The organism is Limnothrix sp. FACHB-881, from assembly GCF_014698135.1.
Lineage (GTDB): Bacteria > Cyanobacteriota > Cyanobacteriia > CACIAM-69d > CACIAM-69d > CACIAM-69d.
Genome location: NZ_JACJSN010000011.1, coordinates 39,383 through 59,187, shown reverse-complemented (window position 1 = coordinate 59,187; position 19,805 = coordinate 39,383). Strand labels below are relative to the sequence as shown.

Genomic DNA, 19,805 nt, shown 5'->3' with positions numbered 1-19,805 from the left:
CTCAAGGATTGGCTCTGAATCTATGACCCTGCGATCGCCCGATCAACCGGATTTGCCGGATCTATTTGTTGCAGTGGCTCACAAAATAGCGCGATCGCTCCTGGTGTTGGGGGCGATCGGCTTGATGGCCTGTGCGCCGTTGGAGGCGAGCACACCGGAACCGGGCGGGCAGCAGTTGCCGATTCAAGCCCGCACCCTGATTGGGACTCAGGAGATTTTGCTGGAGGTGGCCCGCACGCCGGAGCAACAGGAAATTGGTCTGATGTTTCGGCGCGATTTGCCGCCCGATCGGGGGATGTTGTTTCCCTTTGAGCAATCGCGGATGGCGCGGTTTTGGATGAAAAACACGCTGATTCCGTTGGATATGGTCTTTTTGCGGGAGGGGCGCGTGGTGGCGATCGAGGCGAATGTGCCCCCCTGCCGTGAAGATCCCTGCCCGAGCTATGGCCCGAGTTTGTGGGTGGATGCGGTGTTGGAGTTGCCAGCGGGGCGATCGGCTCAGTTAGGTCTCAAAGTGGGCGATCGGCTCACCATCACCCCCACCCCACCCGCCAAACCTTAACGGACTCAGTAATCGATCATCACCTGGCTTTTTGAAAGTAATCGGTTGCATTCCTCACTTATACAAATTTCCTCTAAAATTGAATATGATATGGGTATCTAAAAGCTAGCTCTTCGGCATGAGGGAAGTTATGGGCAAGGCTAAAAAGCTGTTGGGCAAAGTCAAGCGGAAAGCCAAAAAGGCTTTGGGCGCGGCGGGCGCAGGCGGCGCAGGAGCTGCTGCTGGTTATGGTGTTGTTACGGCAACTGGCATGACTGCGGCTGGGATGGTTGGTAGCGGCGCTGGTGTTGGTGCAGCAGCAGGGCCGGTAGGTGCAGCCGCTGGCGCATTAGCCGGCCTCGCAGCCTACGGAATCTATCAAGCCTTGAAAGACTAGCGATATCTCCCCCTGGACAGTCATCCATATAGGTTGGGTTTCACAGAGGCCACCCTAATCTTGACCTTGCGCCTCTGCATGGCTTTCTGTCGTATTCATTCGGTAAAGCACCAGATTTTACGAAGGATAGATCTTCGTCATTGGCTATGCGTACTCCTCACCAGTCTTCAGCTTCATGGACTTTTAAAAGATATCAAGCTGAATTTCACCAAGCTCTTAGCGATGAAATCAAGTGCATTAGAAAAAAAGGTAGTCAGAAAACTATTGTTACCGATGGTCACTATCTTGGTGCGTCGAGCAACAAACACCTTTATTCATTTACTGCTGATACTGAGATTCGCCTACCTGATGACACAAAAATTGACGTGGAGATAGACAAGAGAAAATATGAAGGTACTTTGATATCCATTGAAGGATTTGATCTCATCATTGCACTTGATCAAAAAAATGGAAATCATATTCCATTGGCGAAAATATCCACTGAACCTTGGTTCTTACTGGAAACATTGCAAGAACGGCTCTTAAATCCTACTAAAATTGAGTCGACGAATCGCCAGCTTGCTCTACAATTACTTGCTTTAAATTCAGAGCATTCTGCTACTAATAATCGCCAATTCTCCGACTTTTCTGAGCAAATTCAAAGTCAAATTCAACAACGTCTCAATTACAACCAATATCAGTCAGAAGCAGTCACTCACGTTTTACAATATCCAGTGAGCTTTATTTGGGGGCCACCTGGAACAGGGAAAACGAGTACTCTTGGATTGACAGTCGCATCTCTTGTTCATGCTGGAGAATCTGTATTAGTGCTGGCTCATAGCAATGCAGCCGTTGACACGGCAATGCAAAGTCTTGGCAAATACTTAGACAGATCTAGCTATTACCAAGAAGGTTTGATCCTTCGCTTTGGGGTTGCTGCTACTGATACCTATAAAAAATATCCATTGCTAGATGTTCGAGGTGTTACTCGCAATCAGAATCCTCAGTTGCTTGAGAAAATAGAGCAGCTTGAAAAAGAGCGAAAAATCCTAACTCATCAGCTTCGCTCTTCTGATCAGGCTAGTCTACGAGATCGTCTTGCAGCAATTAGAGCAGAGCTACATCCTCTAAAAGACTTACTAAAAAAGAAAGAGTCTGAATTAGTTCAAAAAGCTACAGTTGTTGGCTGCACTTTATCAAAAGCAGTGATTGCATCAGAAATTTTTAATCGCCAATTTGACTCAGTAATTGTTGATGAAGCCAGTATGGCTTACATTCCACATTGCATTTATGCTGCAACACTTGCAAAAAAAAGAATTGCTATCTTTGGGGACTTTCGACAGCTAGGCCCCATTGCTCAATCTGAGGATGATAGTGTCGAACGATGGCTAAAGCGCGATATTTTTGAAGAAGCGGGAATCGTTGATCGCGTCAACCGAAACGAACCAGATAAGCGTATGGTATTGCTACAAACTCAGTACCGAATGCATCCCTCAATCTCTGCTATTTCTAATCGCCTATTTTATAATGGTCAGCTACGAGATGGAGAGGGTGTAAAAGCGCAAACACAAACAATAGTTGATTCAGAGCCTCATGCAGGTCAAGCTTTAGTTCTCTATGATCTCAGTCATTCTTCTGCATTCTGTTTCAGTGAGAAAGAGTCCCATAGTCGGTTTAATCTAGTTTCTGCCCTTGTAGCTGCTGATTTGGCATATAAGTCGCAAGGATCAGAAGTAGAAAGTATCGGTATCATTACGCCTTATAAAGATCAAGCACGGTTAATTCATCGCATTCTTCGAGATTCAAAGCTAGATGATGTTAAGGCTTCAACCGTCCATCGCTTCCAAGGATCAGAACAACATCTCATTATCTTTGATGCAGTTGACAGCACACCGAAAAAGGAAGTTGGTAAGTTGTTGCAAGGAGGGCTGAACAGCACAGCATCTCGCTTGGCAAATGTAGCAATTAGCCGTGCCCAAGGTAAATTTATTGGATTGTTTAATAATGGCTATCTACAGAGAAATCTAGACTCCTTCAATATTTTTCGTAAGTTTAGAGATTGCCTGCACACTCGCTCTCAAGTTGTGCCCCTAACTTTTTCCGGTTCAGCGAACTCTACAGCTTGGCAATTCTCCATCCCCGGCGTTGAAGTCTATCTACAGTCAAGCCAAGTCAAACAGATGATTCAGGCAGATCTGAGGAATGCCAGGGATGAAGTTGCTATTGATTGGCCCACGATTTTTGATGAGCAACGGTATTTTTCATGGTCGGTACTAAAAGCAGGAATCCAGGTTTTCGCTCGTGGGTCTAAGATTCAGAGAAGTATTGCTGCTTTGAAAAATAATCGATTCGAGAAGTCTGATTCTTTCAGCACTATGGGAATTCTTGGTATTGACAGAAAAATTCTCTGGATTTATACAAATCCTAGTGCTCAAAGTCTTGTATTTAAAATCACTCTTCCCAAGACGATCGAACTACTATATATCTTCTTGCAACTCGTGCCTGCCGATAGTAAGAAAGGAAGTGCTAAACAGAGAATTCAAAATGGATTTGGATCATGTGAAGTCTGTAAAGGACTCCTGTGGACTAAGCTACCTGAGCATATTCCCAACGCAGAGCCGATCATCACTTGTGAGAAACATCCTTACAAGTGGAGGAGAATGAACCAGGATGATGCAACTCAGTTCGCTCAAATTAATGGTCGGACTTGCGGTGAGTGTGGTGCAGCTCTAAAAGGATGCAAGAACAGTACCACGGGTAAGATTTTCTTGGCTTGCACTAGTGGTTGTGGTTATACACTAAGACTCCGAGATATTTTTTGAGTAATTCTGGTCAGTAAACGTGAACCAAGGTCAGTAAGGAATTCAAGCCAAAGGCCAGTTTGGCATTTAGAGGTTTAAAATTATATGAGAATTAGAAATATTAAAGCTTCAGTTGAACCAATTTCAAATATTTGCCAAAGGTGGCATATTTCTAAGCTGTCGCTGTTTGGTTCAGTGCTGCGTGATGATTTCACCCCAGCCAGCGACGTTGATGTCTTAGTCGAGTTTGAACCCGGCTTCACCCCAGGCTTTCTAAAGCTCCATCAACTCCAAGAAGAACTATCCGCCTGCTTAGACAACCGCTCAATTGATTTAGTCACCTTCAAATCGCTAAACTCCAGAATTCGCAATCATATTCTAGAAACTGCCGAAACCTGCTACGTTTCAGAAAAATGATGACTACTGAACTTTTTACTTAATTCATAAGAGGTAAATCATGATCGCTGTTAGAGATAACTATCACGCCTTTACACCAGAAGAATATTTTCTTTGGGAAGAGCAGCAACTTGAAAAATATGAACTAATTGACAGCCAAGTCTATGCTATGGGCGGTGGCAGCGTTAACCATGGTCGCATTGCCATTCGGTTAACTGGTTTGTTTGATGCTCATTTGGGCGATCGCAACTGCATCACGGGTAACTCTGACGTTCGGATAAATATCCTAGGAACCAACGATTACACCTACCCCAATGCCAGTGTCAGTTGCGACGATCGCGACAAAATCACCAGCCAATACATCACCTACCCCTGCCTAATTGTTGAAGTGCTGTCCGACAGAACCGAAGCCTACGATCGCGGTCAAAAATTCCGCCGCTATCGCCAAAACCCCATGCTGATTGACTATCTCTTGGTCAGCTCCACCAGCATCGCCGTGGACTTGTACCAAAAAAATGAGGCCGGCGATTGGCTGATTTTCAACTATCAAGCCGGTGACACGATCGCCCTGAAAAGCATTGATTTGCACTTCCCGATCGAGCAGATCTATCGCGGCCTCAACCTAACCCCAGCCGCCGACTCTCAAGAATGAGTCAGGAAACTGACCGACTCGGCCAGATCAAGGCTATTTTCTGCGGCTCCGACAGCGGAATGAACTGCCCACCCTCAACCACATTGCCAAAAGAACCAACCTTCGGGTTTGTCAGCACCAAATCGCAGAAAAATATAGCCAATTCCACCATCACCAAAGTTCGGCCCCTCGCAAATCCAAGTATTGTCTGCTTCATCCCAAAAAATATCGATTGGACTAGTGGGCTGCTCTAAAAATTGGTATGAATCACTGAGTTGACCCACAAAAACCCAGCCTTCCCCAGGGCCCTCACTCGGGCTTTGCAACCATGCCGGAACGCTACCTAACTTGGTCACACAATCAACACTGTCGGTGGCAGCATCGGGCAAGTCCCAATATTGATCATCATCGAAAAATGCTGGTTTTTGATTCTTGGTCACCGCATCTTTTTTGGGAATCCAGGTCGTAATTCGGGCTTCTAGCTCTAGCGGCGGTGAGTCGGCTGGCATGGGCACGAGCCGATCGGACAATACTTCCGGATCCAGAATTAAACAGGCGTTGGCTCCTGATCCCCCTTCCCAGGTGGGGCATGTGCCCGGGTCGTGATTGCACTGAAAAACGAGCAGCACACGACCCGATCGCCCCAAATCTAGTCGCTTTGGATGGTGAACCAGTTGTGCCAAAAGGGACTGACTTTTTCCACAGTGACTACAGATTGGATACTGCTCTGGCGGTAGGCCCCAAGGGAGTCCCCCCAGCTTATCTTCTAACTGATTTTGAGGCGGTAGATCGGCACTGAGCTTGAGGTTCGGTACAAAATATTTCATGGTTTGATTTGAGTGAAAAAATGGATGGAACCCGCTTGAGTTGTTGATGAATCATGCGGGTATGAATTCCTATTAAATTCCTAGACTTGGGGGCGATCGTCCTGAATTAGCGCCGCCGACTCCGATCGACCCAACCGATCGAGCTGGTTCAGGGCCACATAACTGATCCCCACGGCCGCCACACCATTAATCGCAAAGGCCACTCCCGCCATGCTCAGGGAAAGCGGATCAGAAACAATCCCCATCAGCATCGGAGCCACAGGGGTCATGAGCCAAACCCAGTCCCAAGCATTCGTCCACCCGATCGCATCGCGCGATCGCATCATCAGACCCAACAAGAGCGAACCGACAATCGCCGCTCCCACCAATCCCGCAGCCCAGGCGACCGGTCGGCGCACCTGCCACAGCAAGGCCCATTGAGCCAGTGCTCCATAGAACAGCATCAAACCCGTGGTGCAGCCGATCGCCACCAACACCAACAGGCCTTGGGTGGAACTATTGAAACAAAAGGCCAGGGCCCAAGGCGACCAAAGGGCGATCGTCAACCCACCATTCACCAGCAAGGCCAACAGGGGTGGGCTGTTTTCTCCCCAAAGCCAGTCATCGATCGCCCGTTGGCTCGATCGCGCGTCTCGGGTTCTTTGGAAATGGCGATAGCGGGCCCAATCCAACAGGGTTTGGCGTGTCGGCAACAGCAACACAACCCAAGCGAACATTTGGATCAGCCAAAAGAAGCCCACCACCGCCCAGCCCTGGAAGTGGTTGGGATTCCAGGGCATAAAAAAGCCCATGGCCAACAGGTTGAACCCGATCGTCAGCCAATAGCTTCGCACTTTGGTGATGAAGGTGTTGGCGGGGTTCTGAAAACGCCGGATCACGGCTTGCCAAAAGATCAGCGCCACCCCCGCACACCCTGCGATCGCGATGGCGGCGCAAAGCTGCGGCTGGAGGATTAAATCTTGACCAAACCAGAACCAGGAAGGGGATACGGGGGTGTCCATTGTGCCTCGGATCATCACCCCTCGGGCGATCGTCAGGGCGGGGGCAAACAGGAAGAGGCCCAGAATGCCAAAGGCCCAGCTTGATATGGCCTGTTTGCTGTCGCTGACGCTGGCATAAAACAACCCCAACAGATAAAGCGCACCCAGAAAAGCCACCGCCACCCCATCCGCCAGCAACAGACCGCCGAGGCCAAGGCCCGCTTGCAGTCCGGCGAGGGTCTGGAGGGGCAAGGCCAGCAGCACCGCCCAATGGATCAGGGCCGGCGCACCCAAGAGTTTTCCCCACAGGATCCGGTGGCTGGGTTCCGGAGTCATGCGAATGAAGTCGAGGGTTCCCTGTTTGCTTTCCTCAAGCCAGTTGGTGATCAGGGCTTGCGTGCCACCCAGCACTAACAGGCCCACCAGAATTGAAGACAGCCAAAAGAACAAGTCCAACCACCACAGGGGCCAATTCACCGCAAAGGTTGAGGACGAGAGCAATTCACAAGCTCGCAGTTCTTCATCGGCCTGGCCGGTGCAATAAAACCGCAGGATGCCTTCGGTTTCGGTGGAAACGGTGGCGGTTTCAACGGCAATCCTTTGCCAGCTCATCCAAAAGGCTGCTTGGGCAATCAGGGAACTGAGGGTGGCTAAGGTCAAGTTGCGCGAGGTGCAGTTGCCTTTAAGTTCTCGCAACAGTTGGGGATTCCAGTTTCCGAGCCGATCGAGCCAGCGATCGAGCTGAATTTTGAGCGATCGTTGGCTGGTTTGCAAGCGATTCAGCCAGCTTGAGGGGCGGGGGTTCATGAGGCTTGTTGGTGTCCCAGTTTCAAGAAAATTTGCTCCAGGCTTTCTCGATCGCGCCGGAATTCCACAATCGGAATTTGGGCCCGCACCATTTCCCCGAGCAGGTCGGCACAGTCGGTTTCATCACCCTGAAAGTCCACAGTAATGCGGCCGGTGGTGGGATGACATTCCCAGGCGATCGCCCTTGGGTCGGTTCTCAGGATCGTTTGCAAATCATTGAGCCGATCGAGGGCTGTGATCACCAGGGTGTGACGGGCAAATTGGGCGTAAAGGGTTTCCAGAGGTGCGCTGGCCACCAACCGTCCCAGTTCCATCACCCCGATCGCGGTGCAAAGTTCCGCCAAGTCGCTGAGCACATGGGAGGAAATCAGCACGGTCATGCCAGCCCCTTGCAGAATCCGCATCAGGTTGCGAAATTCCAAACGGGCGATCGGATCAAGGCCGGAAACGGGTTCATCCAACAGGAGCAAAATCGGCTCGTGAATGATGGTGCGAGCTAGGCTCAACCGTTGTTTCATGCCGCGCGAGAGGGTGGCGATCGGGCTATCGCGCTTCGGTAACAGTTGCACCAAATCCAGCACCTCATAAAGCCGCTGCCGCAGGTGCGATCGCCGCAGGCCATAGAGTCGCCCAAAATAGTCCAAATAATCCCAAACGGTCAGATCTTCATAGACCGGGAAATCGTCCGGTAAAAAGCCAATTCGCTGTTTCAGTTTTGCCCGCCGACTGCGCCGATTGGGATCTTCACTGCTGAGAGATTCACCAGTTAAATATTCACCATCAATCAAAATTTTTCCAAGGGTTGGTTCCTCCACGGCCGCCAACATCCGAATCAGGGTGGTTTTGCCTGCTCCGTTGGGGCCAATTAGCCCATAGACTTCCCCAGGGGAAATTTTCAGATCCACCTGATTGACGGCCAGCTTGCGATCGAACTGTTTACTTAAACCACGGGTTTCAATTGCCCAGTTCATGGCCAGGTTCTCGATTGGGGTGTCCTGGGGTGTCCGCCTGATTGATGCGATGGCGAAGGGGCGTGGTGAAGGGTCAAGCCTTCAGCGGCAACGTTCAGCAACCTTCAGCCTCTTCCGAACTTACCCAATTTCACTGCTATCGATCGCAGATTGGCTATTCAGTCACCCAAGGCAGGCAACCGGATCGCTTGAAACAGTTTCCCGATCGGCGGGAGCCAAAGGTACAGTTCACAAACGGCTGGAAATCTTCAGAGTTCGTTGTCTTTTGGGTTAAGAAATATCAAGCAAGATTGCAATCACTCCGGATTCGTAACCTATGATGAATGCAGGGCGCAGGATTGCGCCCTGAGGCTTTTCAAAACTCAATCCTAAAACTCAATACCCTGCTGGGCAGGAATTCCCTGGGCGATCGGGTGTTTGATGCGGTTCATTTCAGTCACCAAATCCGCCATTTCAATTAACCCCTGAGGAGCATAGCGCCCCGTGCTCGCCACGTGGCAATGGGGCGGCCGATTTTGAATTCCCGCTTGCACCGGTTCCAGGGCCAGTTGCTGATGCTTAAGGGCAATGTGCAACTCATCGAGCACCACGAGGGAAATTTGCGGATCTTGGATATAGATCAGGGCCTGTTCCCAGGCAGCCGCGGCCATGGCCCGATCGCGATCGGGATCCTGGGTTTCCCAGGTGAACCCGCCGCCCATGGTGTGCATTTGCACCGGAAATCCCAAGTTTTGCAACCGGGTGAGCAACAGGCGATCGCCATCGGGAAACGCCTCGTTATTTTTCACAAATTGCACCACCGCCACGGGCAAATCATGGGCTAAATGGCGATAGACCAAGTTCATGGCGCTGCTTGTTTTGCCTTTGCCCAACCCGGTGAATAGCAAATATAATCCCCGTTCATTTCCAGCTCGATTGTCGCGAGCTGCGTCCTTGGCAGCCTTAATTTTTTGCAGGCGATCGGGCTTTTCCGCTGGCGTTGTCTCAGTTTCTAAACTGGGGTGATGATCACTCATGGTTAATTGAGATCTTTTGGTATTTCATTCACTTTCAAATTTTAATCCTGAAACCATCTTTGATCAGGCTTCAGGGGGATCAAATTGGTGGTATGCTGAGGCGGCCAACCCAGTTCGAGTCATCTGATCAAGGCTTAGGTCAATCTAGATCAATCTTGAATTTTGATTAATTATAAAATCATGAGAAAAATTGAAAAAATCATGAAAGATTGCCAATTTAATCATCAAAAATTCAATCATCCAGAAAAAAGCCGGCAAAGGAACCGATTAAATTCTAAAATTGGTGATCGAGTCTTGATCGCGGTTGGTTCACTTGTGGGTTTCTGCTGTTTGAGTTTTTCCTTGCCTGGTTTAGCAACAACCAATGAAAAACTAGTTAACCCGTCGATAACCGATCAAAGATTCCTACCAAAATTATTGATCCCAAAATCGCAACCACAACCTGTGATTGAGCGGCGAGTGGTTCCTGAATTCGGTCAACATTTTCAAGATCTCAAAGTTGAAGGCTCCATTATTATTTACGATCCCCAGAAAAATCGAATTTATGAACATAACCCAAACCGCAACCAAACGCCGTTTTCTCCCGCTTCCACTTTTAAGATTTTGAATTCGCTGATTTCTCTCGATGCCCAAGTGATTCCCGATCAAGATGTACGGTTCACTTGGGATGGCATTCAGCGCCCCTTTCCCGGTTGGAACCAAGATTTGAACATGCGCGAGGCCTTCAAGGTTTCAGCCGTCTGGTTCTACCAAATTTTGGCTCGGCGTATCGGCTATGAACGCATGAAAGCCGGGGTAATTGGGGCAAATTACGGCGATCGCAACATTGGCGATCCTGCCAATATTGATCAATTTTGGCTATCGGGCCCGCTCAAAATCACGCCCGAAGAACAAATTCAGTTTCTTCAGCGTCTTTATTTGAACCAGTTGCCTTTTTCTGAATGCTCGATCGCGATCGTGAAAGACATCATGATTATGGATCAAACAGCGCAATATACCGTCAGGGCGAAAACGGGCTGGGCCATGCGCGCAACCCCCCAAATTGGCTGGTATGTGGGCTATTTAGAGCAAAATCAGCAGGTCTATTTCTTTGCCACAAACTTGGAACTTCCGGAGCCAGCCCAAGCAACTGCTCGCAAGGAAATTACCTACCGCTGCCTCAGAACTTTGGGACTGCTGTAGCCCTGGCGTTCAATTGCAAATAAATTCCTGCAAGTAAATTACAGAATCCTGAGGTTGACAAAATTGGATCGATAGATTTCTTCCTAATTTTGTGCTTGGGAGCCTTGATTCTTGTCCTGTTAGTCTTGCTGAGCTAGGTTCTCTGAAAATTCAGTAGAATCATATTACTTGTCCATTGATGATCGGTTACCAATCAACTGGCGATCGATCAATTGACAAGCTATCAAAAAATCAATTTGGGTTGATGCCGTGAGCAATTCCGTAAACCATTCCCAAGGGCGGAACTGGCGCGATCGCCTCATGCAAATTTGTTTTGATCGATCGGGGCGATCGCCCTGGCCCTTGTTGTGGAGTCTCGCGATCGCGGCGCTCTATGGTGGCCTGTCTCTGCATCAAGGATTCAGCGGTGAATTTGTGGTGCAAGATGATGCTCGCCAGCATGTGTTTTGGATGCAGCGATTTTTAAATCCTAGCCTTTTTCACAATGATCTGATTGCCGATTATTTTGAATCGATCGCCCCGATCGGCTACACCAAACTCTATCAACTGGCTGCTTTCTTCCAAATTAATCCCCTAATTTTTAATAAACTCCTACCGCCCATTCTTGGACTGATCATCACCTTCTTTACCTATCGGGTCACTTTTGCTATTTTCCCAGTTCCGGTAGCCGGTTTTCTAGCAACTGTCTTGCTCAACCAAAGTCTTTGGCTAAAAGATGACTTGGTTTCTGGTACGTCGCGCGCCTTTGCTTTTCCGCTCTTTTTAGCAATTTTGGATGGATTAGCTCGCAAGTCGCCTCAACTGTTGTGGAGTTCCATTGCCCTTCAGGGGTTAATTTGTCCAACCTATGCCTTGGTTTCTGGCGGTTTAATTTCGATAAAACTTGCTTGGGTGGGCTATCAAAAGTTGGAACGCGCCTGGTTGTCAGCCGCTTGGACAATTCGCAATCCTTCAGACTTGAAAGTGGCAGAAGACTTGGCATTACAGAAATCAGATCTAGTTTTGGCAATTCAAAGCCGCCTCATTGATGCGGAACGCCAACAACTATTTTTATATATTGGTGCTTTGGGTAGCCTGTTTTTGGTGCTGTTGCCGGTGCTCTTTTTAGGGCAGGATTTTGGGCCGGTGGTTTCTGAAAAAATTGCCCGCACCATGCCGGAATTTCTGGATGGAGGACGCACGAATATTTTTGATCGTGATTGGATTGATTACTGGTTTTTCGGTCGTGGCACTAATCTCATTCCCCGATCGCTCCTTACGCCAGTCACTTTAATTTTTGGCTTTGCTTTACCTCTTTTTCAACTTTCCCTTTCGCAGCTCAAAGGTATTCAAGCGCGATTTCCCCTCAGTCACCGAATTACGCCGGAGGTCAACAATTTATGGCAACTGGGCTTGGCTTCGATCGGGTGGTTTTTGTTGGCCCATGGATTGCTATTTCGGCTCCACTTGCCCAGTCGCTACACGGGGCACAGCTTCCGAATCATAATCGCGATCGCGGCGGCCATTAGCCTTGTGATTGTTTGGGAAGCTCTCCAGCGCTGGGCCGGGCGATCGATTCCAAACTTTGATTCCTCTGCGGTTTATTCCTTGCCCCCGCTTTTCAATACTCCAATTGCGCAAGCCATTCGACCAAAACCGAAATCCCTTCGTTGGAAAGTCTATCTTTCCAGAAGCTTCAGCATGATTTTAATTGTGCTGGTGTTGGGATATCCGCTGTTGGTTCCCACTTTCCCAGCAAATAGTTACCAAACGGGTCGTGCCGTCAAGCTCTATCAATTTCTTCAGGGGCAACCAACGGATATCAAAATTGCTTCCCTGAGCAGTATTGGGGATGATATTCCCACCTTTGCCGGACGTTCAATCCTCACGGGCAAAGAATATGCCGTGCCCTACCACTTGGGATATTACCGTCTATTTCGGGAACGAATTTTACGAACCATTGAAGCCCAATACAGCACCCATACTCAATCTATGAAATTCTTTCTGGCCCGATATCACATTTCATTTTGGCTGATCGATCGAGCCGCTTTTTCAGAAAATTACCTTAAAGATTCTTGGCTAGAGCAATATCCAGAGGCCAGTGAACCAGCGCTGCAAACCCTGAGGCAGGAACAAACACCCCTCGTGCAATCCCTCATGAATAGTTGCGCCGTGTTGCAAGATCAAACCTGGGTGTTGTTAGATGCGCAATGTTTACGGGATAGCTAATTTTGAGAATTGGGATGGAAACTCTGAAAATACTGCCTTTAAAGCTGCTGAAATTGCCGCATAAATTTCCGATCGAGATAGTCTTTCCAAACCCAAGCCCAAGCTCCCGTAAAAGCCCAACGGCCACGGGTAGCGATCGCCTGGCCATTGGCTAAGTTAATAAGGCTGAGAAACTGCTTTTGGGCTTTGAAGGGTTTCAGCGGCTGGCCCAAAATGGCTGCTCGCAAGTTGTCAGCTAGGGGGCGGCCCTGACGCACCGCAAACACGCCGGCCTTGGGGCGTGGCTGTTCCACCATCGTCGCCACATCTCCCGCCGCAAAGACCTGGGGATGGGAGCAGGATTGCAGATAGTGGTTAACCGCAATGAATCCCTGGGGATCCGTGGCGAGGCCGGTGGCCGCCAACCAAGGGGCTGCTGCGGCTTGGGTGGCCCACAGCACCCGATCGCCCCAAAACAGTTGCCCCGAGGCGGCCCGCAACTGGGTATCTGTGCCTACGAGGGTGGCGTGGGTGATGGTTTCACTCAAAACCAGCTCAATTCCCTGGGTTTGCAGCACCTGGGCCACTCGATCGCCCACTGCCGGGGCCAAATGGGGCAGGAGTTTTGCCTCTCGCTGAATCAAAGTAATCGACAGGCGATCGCCCATCAGGGGTTGCAAACGTCGCTGGGCCGCCAAGGCTAGCTCAACACCACCCGCGCCGCCCCCCACCACCACCAACCGCAGCGGCCTGGATCCCCATTGGGGCAAGGCCGACAATAGCGCATCCCAGTTGGCCAACAGGGCTTGGATTGGCTTCGCGGCAATAATCGATCGCCCCAGAAGAGGTTGAACACCCGGGGGAACCAGGGGCGTGCTGCCCAAATTAACCGAGAGCCAGCGAAATCCAACCGTTTCCCCGCTGGCTAGTTGCACTTGTCGATCGCCCAAATTCAACCCCACAGCGCGATCGACCCGCAACGCCACCCCCGCCCGATCGCACAGGGCCCGCAAATCAATAAAACAATCTTCCCGGCCATAGACCCCCGCCACGTGGCCGGGAACCATGCCCGAGTAAGGTGCTTGGGGCGCTTCGCTGATCAGGGTCACCGAGTCGATCGCGCCGCTGGGCAGGGGGTTTTGGATTAACTGTCGCAGAGCGATCGCGTGGCTGTGGCCGCCCCCCAACAAAACCAAGGATCGGGCTGACTGTGGCAACTTTCAAAATCCCCAAATTGGCTAAATTTCCTAGATTTTCTAGATTCCACAATGAAAAATAAAAGATAAGAAATAAAAGAATAAAAGATAAAAAACCCCACCCAACAAAAGCTGCCACATAGGACAAATTGGGCGGGATTAATTAAACAGCTCAGTGCTTAATTTTCAGTGCTGAATTTTTGTATGGGATTAGCACTTAATTCAGAATTAGCACTTATTCAAATCAATGCCAGCTTCCTTAGCAAATGCTTGCAGACCCTTGGTGTTCAGGGTTTTCAGAGCTTTGGTCGAAAGACGCAACCGCACCCAACGATTACCTTGGGGCCACCAAATTCGCTTCCATTGCAGGTTAACTTCTTGGAGCTTTTTGGTGCGGCGGTGCGAGTGGGAAATGGCGTAGGCGTTGTTCGCCTTTTTGCCGGTCAGTTGGCAAACACGGGACATGACGTTCTCCAAGCAGGACGAAAAGGTAAAACTTAGCGGTTGTGTTGATCCCGGCCCATCAAGCGATCGGGATAAGATTCACCACAACTCCAACCCAAAAGATGCCTCTCCAGGCAATGGCCCGTTGGCAGCATCGGCCATGGCGGTCGGCTTAGGCGGGCGATCCTTCAGCGGGCGATCGATGACCGATTGAGAGCGCGATTGATCAGTATAACCCAGATGGCAACCCAACCCGGACAGCCCAGCCCGCCAGAAGCCCATTCCGCCCCTAAGACCAATGCCGATCGACCCGATCGATCGCCTGTGATTAGCAGTCTCTGGTCAGCAGTCTGTAGCTCAGATCAAGCACCCCTAGGGCAGGGAATGTTCCGATCGCCCCCCATGCAAGCCGCCCCCATGCAAACTACAAGTATCTGACTCGCGAGCCTCGCCCCCGGTCGTTTCCTCGTTGGGCGGTGTGGGGATCAACTTTTGGCGAGACAGCCGTAGCCGAATTTGATCCAAATAATCCTGCACACAGACGGGCCCCCGTGGCGGCGGCCCATCATCGGGCCAAGAGGCCAAATCCTGACAGGGACAGGGCCCCGCCTCCAAGTAGCTGTCATTGATGGGATAGAGCAAACTACACCGCGCGCAGGGCAGCAAGCTCCAATGGCCCAACAATAAATCTTTCATGGAACAGACTGTGCCCGCCAGGTGATACATCTGGGGTTTTTCGAGAATTTGCCGCCAAAGTTGCTCAAATTCTGCGGAGTAAGCTTCACCGTCAATGGTGCGGCGAGTCCCGAGCAAGCGATCGTCGTGACCGCACACCACTTGCTTACCCAACTGCAACCAAAGAGCAAGATATTGTTTGACGCGTTCTTCAGGAGCCATTTTGGTGTGGAGTCCGGGGGCGAGGGCCAAAGGTTAAAGCACTGATGGCCAGGATTTGGGATTAGAGCTAGCTTCGCTAAACAAAACCAGGTTGAGAAACTTGACTAAAAATCAGTTCAAAACTGGCTTTAAAAAGCAAACTAAAACTCCAGATTGCGGGTTTATTTCCCAAGCGCCAGCTTCTGGATTAAGACAATAACTGGGAGACTGCCTAGGGAAATATCTGGAGGGTATTCGGAGAAACATCTAAAGAAATAATTGGGGGAAACCTGAGTGAACAGCTCGCATGAAAACAGGTTAACCGAAAAGCTTGAATGGAAAATTGAGTTACTAACTATCCTGCTTTCGATCCTAAGCTAAGGTTAGAGGGGTCACTGACAAAGAATCTTGAGCTTAGATTAAAGTTTTGGACAATTTTTGGACAATATTTAAGGAAATTAAACAGTTTTTATCCAGTTGTTAAGGATTGACCGATCACCCGTAAATTCACTGCAAAGCCCGCTGTGACCAGATAACAGGCATCGGATCGACTGCCCAATTCCCGCACTAGTTTGCCGAGGCGATCGCGAAACAGGCGACCAGCGGGGAAGGCCGGAACCACACCCCAGCCCGTTTCTTCAGCCACAAAAATACACATGGCTGGCAAGGCAGCACAGGTGGCCAACAGCGCTGCACAGGTTTGTTGCCATTCGGGATCGGGGCGATCGAGCCAGTTGGCCACCCAAGTTCCCAGTGAATCCACCAGCAAGCAACTATCGGCGGGTGCTTGACCCAGGGCTGCGGCCAACTCCAGCGGCACTTCCCAATTTTGCCAAGTTTCCGGGCGGCGCTGGCGGTGTTGGGCCACACGATCGCCCCACTCTTGATCCTGGGGATCCAAGTACGAGGTGGCCACATAGATGACCGATCGCCCCGAGGCCGCGGCCAGCCGTTCCGCCCACTCACTCTTGCCCGATCGCGCCGGCCCCGTCACCAGCACCACCCGTGACCATCCCGATTCTGAAGTCTGAGGCTGAGTCATGATGATGGGTTGCCCAACAGGGGGTTACTCAGGGGGCTTTGCTCGGTTAATTGCCCAGTAAATTGCTCAATGAATTGCTCAACAAACTGCTCAGTAAAGCATTCGGTGAATGAGCTACTCGCTGACCCGCGACATCAAAAACCAAGGGGCCAGCCCGATCGCGCTCCCGATGCCCACAGCACTGGCCGCCAACATTTGCCAAAACGATTGCCAGCGCGATCGGCCCGCCACCCGCAATTCCACCTTGGCCAAAAATTCCGCCGCCAACAACAACATCACATCCGTTGTAATGTCCAACCGCGACAGCACAATCACCACGCCCATCGCTGCCAAAATTGCGCCCCCGAAAGACTTGGTGGCCGTTTGAAACCAAGAAAAACGCCCAAACTCTGGCCAAGGCAACTTAAGGGTAAACAGGGCCGCCAAAGCCACGGCCACCAACAAAGCCACTCCCGCCACCTCTACCAGCGAGGGGGGCCGAGGCACAGCCAGCAACGCCACCCAACTCAGGGCTAAATAAACCAACGCCAGGATGAATAGCGATAGTCCGGTGTGGTTGTTGTATAAGCGCATGGAACCTTGTTTCCTCTTCAACTACAAGGTTTTGTCTGTAAAAAAGGCAATTTCCCGGGAAAATCAATGCGTAATTGAGAGGCTAATGAATTTTAGGAAATCGGAGAAGTTAAAAGCTAGTGGAAATGGCTTGAACCGGGCAGGTGGGAACACATTGCTCGCAAACTACACAGCGCGATCGAGCAAATTCTAGGCGGAAAGTTTCTGGGTGCAGCGACAACGCCCCCGTGGGACAAACGCCCGTACAAAGACCGCAATGGACACAGCTTGCTTCATCGATCGAGATTTCTCGATTGGCAGAAGAAACATCAATATCGAGGGATTCCATCCACTCCATGGCCGCGTCCATTTGGTCAATGTCGCCAATGAGTTCAACGACTAATTTTCCAACGCGATCGGGGGCCACTTGCGCTCGAATGATGTTGGCAGCCACATTAAATTCTTTCGCCAATCGATAGGTGATTGGCATTTGCACCGCATGTTTCGGAAAGGTGAGTGTGACGCGCTTTTTCAAAACAAATCACCGCCAACGAACGATCGGGGGAACCAGGGCAATCGGGTCACTTCAGGTCAACTTAGGTTAATTCGGCTTAGTTCAAATTGGTTCAGATTAGTTCAGATCGATTCAGATCAATTCAATTAGGGAAAACCACAGCGCTCGGGCCAGCGGACAGGCCGATCGAGCCTTCAGCGACCAATGCCCCCCTAAATCCTAAATAGCCAGCGGCCCATCCAGCGGTGATTCAACAAGCCCATGAAGACATGTAACGAAGTTGTTACAATCAAAATAGCCCTTGCAGAATACTGTTAACCCTAGAACACTGACCGAAGCGCCAATCACCGAAAGCGGTCGTGATTGGGGTTATGAGGGCGATCCCGTTGGTTTCGGAGTTGCGGGGTTTGGGCGATCGGCCCAACCTGCGCCGAAAATTCTGGAGCACCAGCCACGGGGAACCAAAAACGAATAACCAAAAAAGTTCGGGACCGATCGTCCTTGGCTCTTGAGGACTGTATCGCTAGCCTAGCACCAGAACTGAGCCGCCATTCCGCTTTGCCCTCTTGTCTTGCCATTCTGCCATGAGCCAGCTTTCTCCTGAACCGACTTCCCAGCCCTCAACCGTGATCCCCGGAGCTGCCGCGGCCGGTAGTCGTCTGCCAAATTTGGTGGTGGCCATTGTGGCGGCGTTGTTGGGGGTGGTGTTGTTTTTAGGGCTACGCACGGAACCCAACAGCAACATTCTGGAACGGCTGGCACGTGATTCTGTGCCGTTGGATCAGGCGATCGTCAATGGCAAGCCGACGGTGCTGGAGTTCTATGCAGATTGGTGTACCAGTTGCCAGGCCATGGCGAATGATTTGCGGGAGTTGAAGCAGGACTATGGCGATCGGGTCAATTTCTCGATGCTGAATGTGGACAACACCAAATGGCTACCCGAAATTCTGAGCTATCGAGTGGATGGGATTCCGCACTTTGTCTTTTTGAATGCCCAGGGTCAGGAGTTGGCCCAGGCGATCGGGGAGCAGCCGAAATCAATCATGGCGGCGAATTTGGCGGCCTTGGCTGACGGAACCGCCATCCTGCCCTATGCGAAGGTCAACGAAGGTCAAACCTCCGAGTTTGATGCTCCGTTGTCTGGAGACGCGGCCCAAAAATCGGCGGCAACGGATCCTCGCAGTCATGGTGCGTCAGTTGCCAATTAGGACAGGGTAACCGGCCGTGAATGTCGGGAATGCTCAACAGTCCCTAAAACCACCAGTTTAGAAGTCTCTAAAAAACCTCTAGCAACTTCTAGAAATACGGCTAGAACTACAGCCGTCCATTTTCACTTTTCCTTGGCCCCTGGCATGTCTTCCCGTCTTTTTACAACTCGAACTCAACTGGCTCGTGGCCAAGGTAAATCGGTTGTGCCGCGAGTTTATGAACAGTCGATCGCAATTCAGGCCAGTGCCACGGCGGTGGAGTGGTGCTTCACCGATCGCGAGCTGATGCATCGGTGGCTGAACCCAGCCCTGCGCTGTGATCCCGTGGGCGATCGCTGGGGAACTGATTTGGGCGATCGCACCCGATTTGTGTTGCAAATTCCCCTGCTGGAACCGGCGCTGCAATGCACGGTGGCGGAGCGATCGCCTGGCAAAATTGTTTGGGCTTTTTCTGGCTTTTTTGTGGGGCGCGACTCTTGGGAATGTATTCCCGATGGATCCGGCACTCAGTTAATCAATCGGTTTGAGTTCGTGATCCCCAATCCCCTTGTTCGCTGGGGGTTCGATCGGGTGGCGGCCGGGTGGGTGCAAGGCGACATGCAAGCCCAGCTCCGTCGTCTGAAGCGCGTGGCCGAGGAAGTCTACCACCTGCGATCGGGGCGATAGCACTGTCCTACGTAAAATTACGTAACCAAAATAGAACATTGTCCGGAAATCGCCGTCAAGCTCTCTAAAAGACAGTAGAGTTCAGAAGGATAGCCTCTTTTCCTGTGGCTTTTTCAGGTGGGCTTTCCTTCGTTCTGGTTTTTTCTTGGATGAGCACCATGGTCGATTCATTTTGCCATGGGTTCATTCACCGACTTCTTTGATTTCTGGATTGATTTCTGGATGAATTCCTGGATAAATTCCTGAGTTGATTCCTGGATGAATTTCTAGATAAATTCCTGGATTGGTTTCCATGGAGTCGGTGAAAATACCAGTTCCTCGCCACAGATCTGCCACCGAACTGCTACGTTGTCGGAGGGTTTGGTATGTCTAGAGCATCTTCAATGCACCTTGCTCCCCAGGAGCTAACATCCATCGAGCAGGATGTTTTACGTGTTATTCAACAGTGCGATCGCAAGGGTTTTGCAGCCACGTTGGATTTGATTCAAGTGAACACGGGCTATGCGCTGGATGCGATCGAGCGGGCCGTTGAACATTTGATTCAAAGCCGTCTAATTCGTCCTCTGAATACGGAAGCTTGGGGTGATTGATT

The 19,805-nt window shown here is 50.5% G+C and carries 21 protein-coding genes; 10 read left to right on the top strand and 11 right to left on the bottom strand.

Annotated features, from left to right (window positions below; translation table 11 throughout):
• Positions 1-22: 22 nt before the first annotated feature.
• From H6G52_RS11675 to H6G52_RS11655, 5 genes are all read left to right on the top strand, one after another.
• Positions 23-562, top strand: coding sequence for a DUF192 domain-containing protein (locus H6G52_RS11675; protein ID WP_190528441.1), 540 nt, complete (start codon positions 23-25; stop codon positions 560-562).
• A gap of 130 nt (positions 563-692) precedes the next feature.
• Positions 693-938 carry a hypothetical protein gene (locus H6G52_RS11670; protein ID WP_190528439.1) on the top strand — a complete coding sequence of 82 codons (246 nt, stop codon included), beginning with the start codon at positions 693-695 and terminating at the stop codon, positions 936-938.
• 146 nt (positions 939-1,084) lie between these two features.
• On the top strand, positions 1,085-3,739 hold the full coding sequence (locus H6G52_RS11665) for an ATP-binding protein (protein WP_242026348.1): 2,655 nt from the start codon (positions 1,085-1,087) through the stop codon (positions 3,737-3,739).
• An 84-nt stretch (positions 3,740-3,823) separates the two neighbouring features.
• Positions 3,824-4,135, top strand: a complete 312-nt coding sequence (locus H6G52_RS11660; protein WP_199312356.1) for a nucleotidyltransferase family protein — start codon at positions 3,824-3,826, stop codon at positions 4,133-4,135.
• Positions 4,136-4,175: 40 nt separating this feature from the next.
• Positions 4,176-4,766, top strand: coding sequence for a Uma2 family endonuclease (locus tag H6G52_RS11655; protein WP_190528435.1), 591 nt, complete (start codon positions 4,176-4,178; stop codon positions 4,764-4,766).
• A 74-nt stretch (positions 4,767-4,840) separates the two neighbouring features.
• Here H6G52_RS11655 and H6G52_RS11650 read toward each other — a convergent pair whose 3' ends face one another.
• The 4 genes from H6G52_RS11650 to H6G52_RS11635 all read right to left on the bottom strand — a co-directional run bounded on the left by H6G52_RS11650 (position 4,841) and on the right by H6G52_RS11635 (position 9,346).
• The gene (locus H6G52_RS11650; RefSeq protein ID WP_190355094.1) at positions 4,841-5,572 is read right to left on the bottom strand and encodes a hypothetical protein; all 732 of its coding nucleotides are present in this window, start codon (positions 5,570-5,572) and stop codon (positions 4,841-4,843) included.
• 80 nt (positions 5,573-5,652) lie between these two features.
• Positions 5,653-7,359: a hypothetical protein gene (locus H6G52_RS11645; RefSeq protein WP_190528433.1), complete on the bottom strand. Its 1,707-nt coding sequence runs from the start codon at positions 7,357-7,359 to the stop codon at positions 5,653-5,655.
• On the bottom strand, positions 7,356-8,336 hold the full coding sequence (locus H6G52_RS11640; protein WP_370567141.1) for an ABC transporter ATP-binding protein: 981 nt from the start codon (positions 8,334-8,336) through the stop codon (positions 7,356-7,358). The genes H6G52_RS11645 and H6G52_RS11640 overlap by 4 nt, the downstream gene beginning before the upstream one ends.
• A gap of 362 nt (positions 8,337-8,698) precedes the next feature.
• Positions 8,699-9,346: a cob(I)yrinic acid a,c-diamide adenosyltransferase gene (locus H6G52_RS11635; protein ID WP_190355091.1), complete on the bottom strand. Its 648-nt coding sequence runs from the start codon at positions 9,344-9,346 to the stop codon at positions 8,699-8,701.
• Positions 9,347-9,547: 201 nt separating this feature from the next.
• Between H6G52_RS11635 and blaOXA the strand changes: the two genes are divergently transcribed.
• Positions 9,548-10,528 (top strand): class D beta-lactamase, encoded by a 981-nt coding sequence (gene blaOXA / locus H6G52_RS11630; RefSeq protein WP_190528431.1) that lies wholly within the window; start codon positions 9,548-9,550, stop codon positions 10,526-10,528.
• Between the two features lie 249 nt (positions 10,529-10,777).
• Positions 10,778-12,736 (top strand): hypothetical protein, encoded by a 1,959-nt coding sequence (locus H6G52_RS11625; protein ID WP_190528429.1) that lies wholly within the window; start codon positions 10,778-10,780, stop codon positions 12,734-12,736.
• Between the two features lie 38 nt (positions 12,737-12,774).
• On the opposite strand, the gene H6G52_RS11620 is transcribed toward H6G52_RS11625, so the two are convergent.
• From H6G52_RS11620 to H6G52_RS11595, 6 genes are all read right to left on the bottom strand, one after another.
• Positions 12,775-13,932 (bottom strand): FAD-dependent oxidoreductase, encoded by a 1,158-nt coding sequence (locus H6G52_RS11620; protein ID WP_190528427.1) that lies wholly within the window; start codon positions 13,930-13,932, stop codon positions 12,775-12,777.
• A gap of 207 nt (positions 13,933-14,139) precedes the next feature.
• On the bottom strand, positions 14,140-14,376 hold the full coding sequence (gene rpmB, locus H6G52_RS11615) for a 50S ribosomal protein L28 (RefSeq protein WP_099533188.1): 237 nt from the start codon (positions 14,374-14,376) through the stop codon (positions 14,140-14,142).
• Positions 14,377-14,727: 351 nt separating this feature from the next.
• Positions 14,728-15,252 carry a hypothetical protein gene (locus H6G52_RS11610; RefSeq protein WP_190528425.1) on the bottom strand — a complete coding sequence of 175 codons (525 nt, stop codon included), beginning with the start codon at positions 15,250-15,252 and terminating at the stop codon, positions 14,728-14,730.
• 448 nt (positions 15,253-15,700) lie between these two features.
• Positions 15,701-16,273, bottom strand: a complete 573-nt coding sequence (cobU, locus tag H6G52_RS11605; protein ID WP_190528423.1) for a bifunctional adenosylcobinamide kinase/adenosylcobinamide-phosphate guanylyltransferase — start codon at positions 16,271-16,273, stop codon at positions 15,701-15,703.
• Positions 16,274-16,387: 114 nt separating this feature from the next.
• Entirely contained in the window at positions 16,388-16,846 is a 459-nt protein-coding gene (locus H6G52_RS11600; RefSeq protein ID WP_099533192.1) for a hypothetical protein, read from the bottom strand.
• Between the two features lie 109 nt (positions 16,847-16,955).
• On the bottom strand, positions 16,956-17,360 hold the full coding sequence (locus tag H6G52_RS11595) for an NIL domain-containing protein (protein ID WP_099533193.1): 405 nt from the start codon (positions 17,358-17,360) through the stop codon (positions 16,956-16,958).
• 563 nt (positions 17,361-17,923) lie between these two features.
• Between H6G52_RS11595 and H6G52_RS11590 the strand changes: the two genes are divergently transcribed.
• On the top strand, positions 17,924-18,547 hold the full coding sequence (locus H6G52_RS11590) for a thioredoxin family protein (RefSeq protein WP_099533194.1): 624 nt from the start codon (positions 17,924-17,926) through the stop codon (positions 18,545-18,547).
• A 144-nt stretch (positions 18,548-18,691) separates the two neighbouring features.
• Positions 18,692-19,213: an SRPBCC family protein gene (locus H6G52_RS11585; protein WP_099533195.1), complete on the top strand. Its 522-nt coding sequence runs from the start codon at positions 18,692-18,694 to the stop codon at positions 19,211-19,213.
• A 183-nt stretch (positions 19,214-19,396) separates the two neighbouring features.
• On the opposite strand, the gene H6G52_RS11580 is transcribed toward H6G52_RS11585, so the two are convergent.
• Complete coding sequence (locus H6G52_RS11580; protein WP_190528421.1) at positions 19,397-19,549, bottom strand: hypothetical protein; 153 nt, start codon at positions 19,547-19,549, stop codon at positions 19,397-19,399.
• Positions 19,550-19,578: 29 nt separating this feature from the next.
• Between H6G52_RS11580 and H6G52_RS11575 the strand changes: the two genes are divergently transcribed.
• A complete protein-coding gene (locus tag H6G52_RS11575; RefSeq protein WP_158234428.1) occupies positions 19,579-19,803 on the top strand; it encodes a hypothetical protein in 225 nt (74 codons plus the stop codon).
• Positions 19,804-19,805: the final 2 nt, after the last annotated feature.